The following is an 11,943-nucleotide window of genomic DNA, read 5'->3' on the forward strand; positions in this document are numbered from 1 at the left end:
CTCATGCCGCGTCCGAGCCTGACGGAGGCTCCGCGGAGATGGGCCCGCCGGCGATGAAGTCCTGGAGATCTCCGGGCAGGGGCGAGTCGAAGGTGACGGCCGCTCCGGTCTCCGGGTGGGGGAAGGAGATGCGCGCGGCGTGCAGGGCGTGGCGCGGCAGGCGCAGGCGGGCCCAGGCCTCGGGCTCCAGACAGCGCTTGCTGAAGCGGTCGAAGTAGCCAGGGTCCGGGCCGTACATCTTGTCGCCCACGAGGGGGAAGCCGGCCTCGCGCAGGTGGATGCGGATTTGATGCTGGCGCCCCGTTTCCGGGTAGCAGCGCAGCAGGGAGAAGGGCTCGCCCTCGCGGGAGAAGCGCTGGAGCACCTGGAAGCGGGTACGGCTCTCCTTGCCCGTGACGGCGTCGATGCGCACGGCGATGCGGATGAGCTCGGTGCCCTCGGCGATGGGCGCGTCCACGTGGAAGGTGTCCTCCAGAGGGTGGCCCTCGCACACGGCGAGGTACTCCTTGTGGACGTCGCGGGAGACGAAGAGGCGGCCGAGGACGCGGCAGGCCTCGGTGGTGCGTCCGCAGACGACGAGGCCGCTCGTCTCCCGGTCCAGCCGGTGGGCGGGTTCAGCGAAGGCCTCGCCGAAGCGCTCGCGCAGCAGGGAGACGAGGGTGCCCTTGTGGTAGCGCGCCGTGGGGTGGATGGGGAGACCCGCGGGCTTGTCGAGCACGAGCAGCCAGTCGTCCTGGAAGACGGTGGTCAGCTCGGTGGGTGTCTCCGGCTCGGCGCTGGCGGGCCGGCGGATGCGGAAGGAGAGACCGGGGTAGACGGGGGTGGAGGGCTTGAGACGGCGGCCCTCGCAGAGGACGCCGCGTTGGATGATGCCGTGGAGGCGCTCGCGCGTCAGGCGGCGGAGCTTCTCGGAGAGGTAGCGGTCGAGCCGCCAGCCGGCGTAATTCGGCTCGACGACGAACGGGATGTCGACGTAGCCCTCGGGGGCCTGGCCGGACGGTGGAGGGATGGGCTCGTTCTGCGCTCTCATGCGGCAGTGCCGGCTTAACACAGCGCGCCGCGCGCTTCCTCCCCGGGTCTGTCCATGTTCACTGGCAGCACATCCCTGCTTGCCTCCGCCTACTTGCCGAGCGAGGGGTGGACGTGGAATCACCCGGCGCCACGCCCGCCATGACCGGAGATGAGAAGCACATGAAGGACTTGACCGCCCTGCCCCACTCGCCGCCGCACGGCTCCGAGGAGGAATTGCGCGGGCTGTTGTCCGCGCTCCCGGAGAAGGCCGCGGTGCGTGGGATGCTCCTCAACGCGGTGCTGGAGGTGGTGCGGCAGCGGGGAGGGGAAGCCGCGGTCCAGCAGTGCCTGGCGACGCTCGGGGAGAAGCAGTTCCTGGACTTCTTCAGCTATTCCTCCGGCAAGTACCTCGAGGTGCTCTACGCCGCGGCCCGGCTGGGAGGCGGGGACAAGGAGGACTTCGAGACGGCGCTGCGGCACCTGGGGCAGCAGGCGGCGGAGAACTTCCTGGTGTCGGCGGCGGGCAGGACGCTGCTGGTGCTGGTGCAGGGAGATCCGCACCGGCTGCTCAACAGACTGCCGTGGGCCATCCTGGTGGGGGTGAGTGGCGTGGAGGTGGACGTGAGGACGACGGGCCCGTGGAGCGGCGTGCTCACCGTCAAGGGAGACTTCAGTCCCCGGCCGTTCGTCGAGGGCGGCTTCCTGGCGACGTTCGAGGCCGCGAAGGTGAATGGCGCGAAGGTGCGCTCGTGGCAGGTGGAGCCTGGCGTCAACGCGTACGAGCTCTCCTGGGCATAGGAGCCACATGTCCACCCGTCTTGTCGGCACAGGCCCCTGGGTACATCACCATCGCGCCTGACAAGCTGGTGACGTAACTCGGGCTCCGTGAGGTTAGGACGGTTGCATGGCGCAGAGGTACTTTGAGCTGATCGACGAAATGAGCAGCCCGGATCGCTGGTTGCTGGGCGACCCTGTTGATGAGCAGGGAAACGAAGTGCGCACGCGGCAGTTCATGAGCGGAGAGCCCAGTCGTTTTGACGGCCGCCTTCGAGTCCCCATCTATCATCCCGGCGCTTCGCTCGACTTCTCGCGTGCCGACACGAGCGGCATTCCCGTGGTCAGCCAGAAGGTGGCCGATGTCCTGCTCACACTGGCTCCTGGTGACATCCAACTCATCCCCGTGGAGATGGACTCACGGCCAGCGCCCTACTTTCTGGTCAATGTCTCGCGCCTGGTGAAGTGCATCGATGACGAGGCGTGCGAGGAAGTTCTCTACTGGAAGCCGGAGGATGGGAGACCCGACAAGGTTGGGCAGTATCGGGATGTGTACGGCCTGCGCATCGACCCAGCCAAGGCAGGCGATGCCAAGGTGTTCCGCCCCTGGGGATACAAAGGGTCCCTCATCGTTTCCGAGGACATCAAAGAAGCCCTCGAGCGCACCGGCGCAACGGGCACTGAGTTCAGGGAAGTCACAGGACCCCGGCGCGCACGGGATGAGCAACAACCGCCGGCTGGGTCGCACAAGGAGTGGCTGCGGCAGATGGACGCCGCACGTGAAGCAGCCTGGCGCGCCCTGGGCACATTGGAGGAAGAAGCCATCGTCCCCATCGTCCCGAGTGGTCCAGCGTGGCCGGGCCAGCGGCAGGCGTGGCGCGTCATCCACCGGACGGGAAAGCGGCTCCTGCTGGTAACGGACGGTCTCTCCGATCCCTCCCCCGACCAGACAGTGCCTTCCGCAGGCTTCGGACTGGAGCTCGCCATCGAAACGGACGAGCCCGTCAAGGACGTCCAGGGCAGTTGGATCCTGCAAGTGCTCCAGCGCGTAGCCAATGAGCTCGCGGAGCATGAGCGGGTGCGAGAGGCCGCACTGAAGGGTCAGTTGACCATGGAGGTATCGGGGAAGGGAGTTCCCAAATCACTCGTCACCCGGGATGGCCGGGTGGGTGTGCTGTTGGGAGTGGAGTCGAACACCCTGCCCCAGCACATCACCACTCCGGCGGGAGACGTGCGGCTGGTGACCGTCAAGGCACTGCTTCCCACCGAATTGGACTACCGCGTACAGCATGGCAAGCAAGGGCGGGAAGAGCTGGTACGGCGCTTCGCGGAGAACGGCGAGGAGCACCTGTCTCGCACCAGGCGTCGCGCCGTGGTGTAGCCGACACGCGGCGTGGAACCTGGATTCAGTGGTGCATGGGCTCCTCCCCGCGCGTCACCATGTCCACCAGGAACTGGTAGTCCAACTTCAACACCAGACATATCCGCTGGAGCGTTGCCTCGGTGGGCATCAGCGCCGCGCGCTCGATGCGGCCGTACATCCCGATATAGATGCCACTGGCCTCGGCGACGTACTGCTGGGTGAGCCCCGCTCTCATCCGGGTGGTGCGCAGCCACAGCGCAAGGCTCCAGATACATCGCATGGGAACAGGAGACGAAGACATGGGCGGTTCTCCAATTAAGAGACCCCCTGAGGTTAGCACGCGAGAGAAGACCTCGTGAGTCTTCCCTCACGGAAAAGTCACCCCGGAGAAAGTGACCGTTCTGGTAGTGCCCTCCTCCCACAGCTTGAGCAGGTAGGGACCGGAGCCCGCGAGCCCGGGCCGCTCCACCTCCATCAACACCTGGGCCGTCTCGCCCGGAGACAGGGGCTGCGACGGCCACACCTCCGCCTCCCACCGCACGCCCTCACCCACGAGCAGCGCATGCGTGGGCGTCCACGGCGTGGACCCCAGGTTCCGCAGAAGCAGCTCCACCGCCAGCCGCGTCACCTCGGCACCTTCCTCTCTCACTGTGGCGCGGTAGCTCACGGCATCCTGCAAGGTGAAGGCTTCTCCGGGACGCAGGACGACCTCCAGGTTGATGCGCTTGGCGCGAATACCTTCCTTGCCCATCAGCTTCGAGACGAGCAGACCGATGAGTCCCCGGGGCACGCCCCGCTCCGCGCGCTCCCGGGCCAGCAGTGTCTGGTAGTACCGAGCCCTCGCATCCGACTCCTCGGCCTGCTGACGGTACGAGTCGCACGGGCGCGGCTCGCGGTAGACCTCCACCTGCGGCTCGGCCTGGGGGGACACCACCAGCGTGAAATCCAGACTCGTGGGCGTGGCTTCATCCGCGAAACGCACCGTCAGCCCCAGACGCCTGCCCGGCTTCAGCTCGTCGGAAGGCAGCAGGTTGAGCATGAGCCCGTCCTCCGACAGCGCCACCTGACGGAAACGCGCACGCTCCTCCACCACGACGCCCCCTTTCAGGACGGGTGTATCGAAGACGAACGAGAGGGTGCGATTCGGACTGATGGGCACCTCCCGTGTCTCGCCGGCCGTGTCCGCGGTCACCGTGAAGCGGGGCGCTCCCGACAGGTCCCAGCCAGGAGTGAGGGGCTGTGCGAGTACGGGGGCGCTCGAATCCAGGAGGAACAACAAGGCGGCGATGCGGAATGGCATGAGCATGGCGACACGACCTCCAAAGTGGCCATGCTAACAGGGACTTCCCACGTTGGCTCCGCCCTTCTTCCCTTCTTGTTGCACCCGGCGTCTTCTATTCGAAGCGCTTCACGGGACTGATCTCCCACGTGGAACCGATGATCGCGGCATCCGGCTGACTCCCGGGCTCCATCAACACACCACGCTCTCCGTCCCTCGCGGAGTCGTAGAGATCAAAGCAGACGGAATACGTCTGTCCATCGGGGGTGCGCGCCTGGGTGAAGCGCCCATAGACACGCCCCTCCCCGAAGAGGAGCTGCCCGACATAGACGGTTCTGGCGGGAAGCTGCCGGATCTTCTTGTAAGCCTCGACCGTGACCGCCTGGCCCGGGCGCACGGTGATGAGTTTGTTGATGATCTCCTTTCCGTCGATGAGGAAGTTAACGCCGAGCCTTCCACCGAAGCTCTGGATCCCCAGCACCTGCGTCATCGTCTCCACGGAACCGGCGGGGCACGCGGCGGGCGGAGGCACGCGCGGGGCAGGCGATGTGGGGCGCAGCTGAGGCTCGGGGCTGGCGCAGGCGAGCTGGCCCGCGGCCCACACCAGGACGCATGTCTTCGCCGTGGCGTCGAGCAGCGTGTCTTGCTTTCGCGGCTGTTCCGGCTGAGAGGTGGAAGTCTTCTGGGGAGTCCTCACGCGCGTGCTGTCCTTCCGAGGCGTCGCTGGGGCGACGGGCGCGGGGGTTGCGGCCTTCTCGGGCGCCGCGCCGTCCCCAACTTCCGGCGGCCTGACGCCTCCCGCCACTTCCTGGCCGGTTTTTGTCACCTGTCGCATGCTGTCGCTGGACGTTACCTCTGAAGTGGGAGCCGGCCACAACCAGAGCAGCCCCATCACCAACACCAACGCGGCTCCACCCCAGGCCAGCGCGCGCCAGGGCACACGCCGTGCTCGCGGCGATGACGAGGAGACCTCCGCCTTCGGGACACCACTCGCTCCGGGCGGTGGCTCCTCCGGGGAGCGCGAGAACGTGGACGCCTCGGCCACGGGCTCGGGCCGTCCCCGCCGGGGGAAGCGCCGCGCGTACTCCAGCAGCCGCCGCGCCTTGTCCCTCATGTCTCCCCAATCCAGCCATGCCTCCTGGGGCGTGGTGGCATCCTCCGGGCCCCACTGCTCGCACAGCGGCACGTCCCAATCGCCTTGCGCCTCCGTCAGTACCGCCTCCAGCGCCGCCTCCACGGCCCCGGCCTCCGGGAAGCGAGCCTGGGGTGACTTCTCCAGCATGCGCAGGCACAGCTCGCTCAGCGCCCGGGGCACGCGCGGGTTGAGCACATGCGGCGGCGTGGGCTCGTGCTTCAGGATGAGGTCCGCCAGCGCTCCCTCGTCCGCCACTTCCGTGTCGAAGGGGTAGCTGCCCGTGAGCAGCCAGTAGAGGACGACGCCCAGCGCCCACAGGTCATCCGTGGTCCTCGCCGGGGAGTGCTCACCGGCCCGCTCGCGCCGGAAGCGCAGGGCCTCGGGGCTGCGGTAGTGCCGGGTGCCCGGCAATCCCATCGGGTGGGTGATTTCCGGCGCGCCCACGTACGTGCCCACCCCGAAGTCCACCAGCACCGGCCGCCCGTCCTGCTTGCCCACCAGCACGTTGCCGCCCTTGACGTCCCGGTGCACCACACCGGCCGCGTGCACCTGCGCGAGCTGCCGCGCCACCCACCGCACCACCCACGCCACCTCCCGCGCGGTGGGGTTCTTCCTCCGGGCCCAGGCATACAGCGGGCGCCCTCGCACATACGGGGTGACGAGGTAGAGGTAGCGCGGAGCCTCGTGCGGCCACAACCCGTGGCACTCCACCGCCAGGCCGCCCACGCGCCGCAGCCGCAGCCGCACCTCCAGCTCCCGCCACGCCCAGTCCGGGGAGTCCAGCGACAGGAACTTGAGGGCATACAGCCGCCCGCCGCGGCTCGCCCGGTACACCGTGCCCTGACCGCCCGCCCCCAGCCGCCGCTCCAGCCGGTAGCCGTCCACCTCCGTCCCGAGAGCAGGCGGCCCCGCCTCCTCCCACTCCCGCTCGGCCCACCGCGGCCACTTCGCCCGCCATGGCCGCTCCGCCGCCGACCGCCCCTCCACGGCTTCGCTCATGCACGCTACCTCCCGAGTGGGGTAGCTTAGCATGACCGCTGACAACCGGTGGCTCAGCCGCAGGAACCGGCCACGACGGCCAGCAGTTCCTCGAGCTCGAAGGGTTTGCGCAGGAGCCCCTGGGCACCGGGAGGGACGTCCCGCCCGCTCGCGGTGCAGAGGATGACCTTCACCGAGTCGTAGAGCGGGTTCTCGCGCAGCAGGTGGAGGAACTGGGCGCCATCCATCACGGGCATCATCCAGTCCAGCAGGACGAGGCATGGCCGGCCCATCGTCTCCAGCATCTCCAGCGCCATCTGGCCGTGGAAGGCGAGGGCGACGCTGTAGCCCGCGTCGTCGAGGATGTCTCGAAGGGCCTCGCGGATGTCCGGGTCGTCGTCGACCACCAGGATGGGGGTGGAAGTGGAGGTGGAGGGGAGGGGCTCGGTCATGGGGGCAGCCAGGAGCGCGGGTCAGGAGCCGGAGGATGAAGGCCGCCGGGGCGGGTCCACGGTGAAGGGGAGTCCCTCGGCGAAAGTGGAGCGTACGCCGACGCCGCCCTCCTGTCCGAGGAGGATCGACCGGATGATGAAGAGGCCCGGCCCGAGGCGCCTTCCGGCCGCGCGGCATGCCGACTTGTCCAACAATCGGATCAGTTGCGCCCTATCGCGGCCGGAACCTTCCCCCCTGAACGGACTTCCTTCGGCGAGCCTGGCCGGAGGAAGACGTCCAGGGGATGACGGGAGGAGCACGGCGCCCCAATCCCCCCGGTGCAGCGGCTCGACGGCGCCTTCCTGGCGAAGACGCCGTGCGCCCGCACGCATGACTTCGGGCTGCTGAACCTCACGGAGGCCGCGTACCCGCGCCTGGCGGCCCGCCACCCCGGTTGCGTCAGGCCGTCTCCGCGCGAAGCCCCGCTCAAACGGGGTGGTGTTCCGCCGCCGAGGAGGAGGGAACGACGATGCGGTTGCCGGCCGCGTGGCGAGGCGCCATGCCCACCCCAAGGAATTCCTCGTACAGGCGGGCGATGCGTTCGCCGGTGCGCCCATCCCAGAGGTCCGGGACGCGGCCCTTCTTCTCGTGGCCATCGAGGATGCGGTCCGCGGCCTGACGGATGCGGGCCGGGTCGGTGCCCACCACGAGGTTGGTGCCGATGTCCACGGTGATGGGACGCTCGGTGTTCTCGCGCACGGTGAGGCAGGGAATGCCGAGCACGGTGGTCTCCTCCTGGAGGCCGCCGGAGTCGGTGAAGACGAGCCGGGCCTGGGAGGTGAGCGCGAGGAACTCCAGGTAGCCCATGGGCTCCACCAGGCGCAGGCCCGGGGTGCGCGCCAGCGAGGCGTCCAGGCCCAGTTCCGCGATGCGCTTGCGGGTGCGCGGGTGGACGGGGAACACCACGGGCAGCCGGCTGGCCACGTGGCCCAGCGCGGAGAGCAGCCCGGTGAGCACCTGGGCGTCATCCACGTTGGAGGCGCGGTGCAGGGTGCACACGGCGTAGCCGCGCGGGTGGAGCCCCAGGTCCTTCAGCGTGGACAGCCGCAGGGCCTTCTCGCGGGCCGCCAGCAGCGAGTCGATCATCACGTTGCCCACCAACCGGATGCGCTCGGGCTCCAGACCCTCGCGGATGAGGTTGGCGTCGGCGTCGGCCGAGGGCGTCAGCAGCAGGTCGGAGATGCGGTCGGTGAGGACGCGGTTGATCTCCTCGGGCATGGCGGGGTCGAAGCTGCGCAGACCCGCCTCCACGTGGGCGATGGGGATGCCCATCTTCACGGCCACGAGCGAGGCGGCCAGGGTGCTGTTGACGTCGCCCACCACGGAGACGAGGCCGGGCTTCTCACTGGCGAACACCTTCTCCAGTTCGAGCATGACCTTGGCCGTCTGCTCCGCATGGCTGCCCGAGCCGACGCCGAGGTGGATGTCCGGAGCGGGCATGCCCAGGTCGGTGAAGAAGACGTCACTCATCTTCACGTCGTAATGCTGCCCGGTGTGCACCAGTTTCTGTTCGAGTGCGCCGCGCTCGGAGATGGCCCGATGGATGGGGGCCACCTTCATGAAGTTGGGACGAGCGCCGACGATATGGAGGACCTTCTTCATGGTGGCGGGAAGGTAGGCACGAGCCCCTGGGTGCCTAGTGCCCACCACCCCCCGGTGCCGTGCAGCGTCGTGGATCTGATAGAGAGCGCCCCACCATGTCCTCGCCCCGTACCTTCGCCGTCATCCCCGCCCGCTATGCCAGCACGCGCTTCCCCGGCAAGCCGCTGGCCCTCATCGCCGGCCGGCCGATGATCGAACACGTCTGGCACCGCTGCCAGGAGGCGCGCGCCTTCGACGAGGTGGTGGTGGCCACGGACGACGTGCGCATCCAGGAGACGGTGCGGGGCTTCGGGGGCACGGTGGTGATGACGTCGCCCGAGTGCGCCACGGGGACGGACCGGGTGGCCGAGGTGGCGCGGGCGCACCTGGACGTGGACGTCTGGGTGAACGTGCAGGGCGACGAGCCGCTGGTGGACCCGGTTTCACTGAGGGTGTTGGCGGGCCTCTTCGTGCACCCGGAGGTGGAGATGGGCACGCTGGTGCGCCCGCTGGAGGCGGCCGAGGCGGACAGCCCGCACGTGGTGAAGGCGGTGCTGGCGCTCAACGGGGACGCGCTCTACTTCAGCCGGAGCACGGTGCCCTTCATCCGCGAGCCGGGCGAGGCGGGGGCGGTTCAGCGATGGGGGCACCTGGGGCTGTACGGCTACCGGCGCGAGACGTTGCTGCGGCTGGCGGAGTTGAGCGCCACCCCGCTGGAGCAGGCGGAGAAGTTGGAGCAGCTACGAGCGCTGGAGCACGGCATCCGCATCCGTTGCGGGAAGGTGACGGGGCGCTCGGTGGCGGTGGACGTGCCCGAGGACGTGGCCCGGGTGGAGGCGGCGATGCGGGGGAGCTGAGCCCGCCCGCCCCCCCGTCCAGCAAGGAGACATGCGGTACGGGGAATCCCGCGTTAGTCTGCGCGCGTGTCCGACGCCCCCCAGAAAACCGAAGCCCCCAAGAAGCCCCGAATCTCCCGCGTGACGGTGAGCCGCATCGTGAGCCTCGCCCGTCCCCAGGCGCGCAGGATTCTGGGTGGCATGTTCTTCCTACTGATCGCCAGCGCCCTGCTGTTGGTGTACCCGAGGGCCATTGGAGAGATCATCGACCAGCTCAGGGCCGGAGACCGCGCCCAGCTCGACCGCATCGCCCTGATCCTGGTGGGCGTCTTCCTGCTGCAGGGCGTGGCGATGGCGTTGCGCTTCTACCTCTTCACCACCGCGGGCGAGCGCGTGGTGACCCAACTGAGGCAGGACCTCTTCGCCAGCCTCATGTCCCAGGAGGTGGGCTTCTTCGACGAGCGCAGGACGGGCGAGCTCACCAACCGGCTGGCCTCGGACACCACGGTGCTCCAGAACGCGGTGAGCGTGAACATCTCCATGGGCCTGCGCAACGCGGCGCAGGCACTGGGCTGCATCGCCCTGCTCTTCTACACCTCGCCGGTGCTCACCGGGCTGATGCTGGCCATCGTCCCGGCGGTGGCGGTGGGAGCGGTGGTGTACGGCCGCAAGGTGCGCGGACTCTCCAAGCAGACCCAGGACGCGCTCGCCGCCGCCAACGAGGTGGCCGAGGAGGGACTCTCCGGCATCCGCACGGTCCGCTCCTTCGCCGCCGAGCGGCACGAGGTGGACCGCTACCGCTCGGCCACCGAGCATGCCTATGACGTCGCGCGCCGCCGGGTGGTGCAGTCTTCCTTCTTCATGGCCGGCGCCACCTCCGCCAGCTACCTCGCCTCGGTGGTGGTGCTCTGGTACGGCGGCCGGCTGGTGTTGGAGGAGAAGATGACGGCGGGCAGCCTCACCTCCTTCCTCATCTATTCGCTCATGGTGGCCGTCGCGCTGGGCGCCCTGACGGAGCTGTGGGCGGATTTCATGCGCGCCGTCGGTGCCGCCGAGCGCGTCTTCGAGCTCATCGACCGCAAGCCCGCCATCCCCTCCTCGGGCGGCGAGCGCCTGCCCTCCGTGCAGGGCCGCGTCGAGTTCCAGCAGGTGCGCTTCGCCTACCCCACGCGTCCGGACGTGCCGGTGTTGCAGGGCATCGACTTGAAGCTGGACGCGGGCGAGGTGGTGGCCATCGTGGGCCCCTCGGGCGCGGGCAAGTCCACCATCGCCGGATTGCTGGCCCGTATGTACGACCCGCAGGGCGGGCGCCTGCTGCTGGACGGCAAGGCGTTGGAGTCGTTGGATCCCGAGTGGCTGCGGCAGCAGATTGGCACGGTGGCCCAGGAGCCGATGCTCTTCGCCTCCTCCATCGAGGACAACATCCGCTACGGCCGCATGGATGCCACGGACGAGGAAATCCAGGCGGCCGCGCGCGCCGCCAACGCGCACGAGTTCATCTCCCGCTTCCCCGAGGGCTACCGCACGCTGGTGGGTGAGCGCGGCGTGCAGCTGTCCGGCGGCCAGAAGCAGCGCATCGCCATCGCGCGCGCCATGCTCAAGAACCCGCGCCTGCTGGTGCTGGACGAGGCCACCAGCGCGCTCGACGCGGAGAGCGAGCACCTGGTGCAGGAGGCCCTGGACCGGCTGATGAAGGGCCGCACCACGCTCATCATCGCCCACCGCCTGTCCACGGTGATTGGCGCGGACCGCGTGCTGGTGCTCGAGGGCGGCAAGGTGGTGCAGAGCGGCAACCACGCCGCGCTCATGGGCCAGGAGGGCCTCTACCGCCGGCTGGTGGAGCGCCAGTTCGTGGCGGCCTAGTTCATGGCCTCCTGACGGGCGCTCGCCCTCCCGCCTGCCCTGCTTCCAGGCGCGAAAATGCTCCAGGAGGAGTGGCGCGGGGGAAATCCCGCCATTACATGAGCCGCCGCAGAAAGGAGGTGATGCCTTGACCGATAGCAAGAGCAAGGCGTCCACCTCCGCTCGTCTGGCGCGCTGATAAAGCCACCAGCCGGCGGAAGTGTCGACGCCAGCAGTTCGGGCCCGCCCGTTTCGCGAACCCCACCACGTGTGGGGCCGCGGGACGGGCGGTCCTTTTTTGTGTCCTTTTTCGCCGGGTCCTCGGGAATGCGCGCGCGATAACCCTGTTGCACGCGCGAGGGGGGGAAGGCCCGTTCATCCGCCGGAGGCCCTGACCTTGTCCATCACACCGTGCCCGAGTCCCCTGCCGTCCGCCCTGCGTGACGAGACGGCGGTGGAAGTCCAGCGCAACCTCTTCTGCTTCAACTACGACGCCTGTCTTCATCTCGCGGTGAAACGCGGCTGGGACGGGTGGTCCTGCCGCCACTGCCCCCTGCGCGAGCAGCGCGACCTCGAGCCCAGGGCGCGCGACTACGCCGAATCCCGCCCGAGGACCCAGGGCCAGGAGTGAAATGCGCCGCTTGCCGGACTT

General features: G+C 68.9%; 11 protein-coding genes. 5 read left to right on the top strand and 6 right to left on the bottom strand.

What is annotated here, in order from left to right; all coding sequences use genetic code 11:
* Position 1 precedes the first annotated feature (1 nt).
* A complete protein-coding gene (locus tag BO221_RS44200) occupies positions 2-1,030 on the bottom strand; it encodes an RluA family pseudouridine synthase (protein WP_073566954.1) in 1,029 nt (342 codons plus the stop codon).
* A 161-nt stretch (positions 1,031-1,191) separates the two neighbouring features.
* Between BO221_RS44200 and BO221_RS44205 the strand changes: the two genes are divergently transcribed.
* Both BO221_RS44205 and BO221_RS44210 read left to right on the top strand, forming a co-directional pair.
* The gene (locus BO221_RS44205; protein WP_158080021.1) at positions 1,192-1,809 is read left to right on the top strand and encodes a DUF2378 family protein; all 618 of its coding nucleotides are present in this window, start codon (positions 1,192-1,194) and stop codon (positions 1,807-1,809) included.
* Between the two features lie 106 nt (positions 1,810-1,915).
* Positions 1,916-3,166, top strand: a complete 1,251-nt coding sequence (locus BO221_RS44210) for an imm11 family protein (protein ID WP_073566956.1) — start codon at positions 1,916-1,918, stop codon at positions 3,164-3,166.
* Between the two features lie 25 nt (positions 3,167-3,191).
* Here the strand turns inward: BO221_RS44210 and BO221_RS44215 are convergent, their stop codons facing one another.
* The 5 genes from BO221_RS44215 to wecB form a co-directional block, all read right to left on the bottom strand.
* Positions 3,192-3,449, bottom strand: coding sequence for a helix-turn-helix domain-containing protein (locus BO221_RS44215; RefSeq protein ID WP_083682408.1), 258 nt, complete (start codon positions 3,447-3,449; stop codon positions 3,192-3,194).
* A gap of 66 nt (positions 3,450-3,515) precedes the next feature.
* Complete coding sequence (locus BO221_RS44220) at positions 3,516-4,454, bottom strand: DUF2381 family protein (RefSeq protein WP_073566958.1); 939 nt, start codon at positions 4,452-4,454, stop codon at positions 3,516-3,518.
* An 88-nt stretch (positions 4,455-4,542) separates the two neighbouring features.
* Positions 4,543-6,561, bottom strand: a complete 2,019-nt coding sequence (locus BO221_RS44225; protein ID WP_158080022.1) for a serine/threonine-protein kinase — start codon at positions 6,559-6,561, stop codon at positions 4,543-4,545.
* A 53-nt stretch (positions 6,562-6,614) separates the two neighbouring features.
* A complete protein-coding gene (locus BO221_RS44230; protein ID WP_073566959.1) occupies positions 6,615-6,992 on the bottom strand; it encodes a response regulator in 378 nt (125 codons plus the stop codon).
* 466 nt (positions 6,993-7,458) lie between these two features.
* Positions 7,459-8,634, bottom strand: coding sequence for a non-hydrolyzing UDP-N-acetylglucosamine 2-epimerase (gene wecB, locus BO221_RS44235; protein ID WP_073566960.1), 1,176 nt, complete (start codon positions 8,632-8,634; stop codon positions 7,459-7,461).
* Positions 8,635-8,729: 95 nt separating this feature from the next.
* Here wecB and kdsB point away from each other — a divergent pair, with 95 nt between their 5' ends.
* From kdsB to BO221_RS44250, 3 genes are all read left to right on the top strand, one after another.
* Complete coding sequence (gene kdsB, locus BO221_RS44240) at positions 8,730-9,470, top strand: 3-deoxy-manno-octulosonate cytidylyltransferase (RefSeq protein WP_073566961.1); 741 nt, start codon at positions 8,730-8,732, stop codon at positions 9,468-9,470.
* 180 nt (positions 9,471-9,650) lie between these two features.
* Complete coding sequence (locus BO221_RS44245) at positions 9,651-11,312, top strand: ABC transporter ATP-binding protein (protein WP_233166534.1); 1,662 nt, start codon at positions 9,651-9,653, stop codon at positions 11,310-11,312.
* A 376-nt stretch (positions 11,313-11,688) separates the two neighbouring features.
* Positions 11,689-11,922 carry a hypothetical protein gene (locus BO221_RS44250; protein WP_073566963.1) on the top strand — a complete coding sequence of 78 codons (234 nt, stop codon included), beginning with the start codon at positions 11,689-11,691 and terminating at the stop codon, positions 11,920-11,922.
* Positions 11,923-11,943 lie beyond the last annotated feature (21 nt).

This window comes from Archangium sp. Cb G35 (assembly GCF_001896145.1).
Lineage (GTDB): Bacteria > Myxococcota > Myxococcia > Myxococcales > Myxococcaceae > Archangium > Archangium violaceum.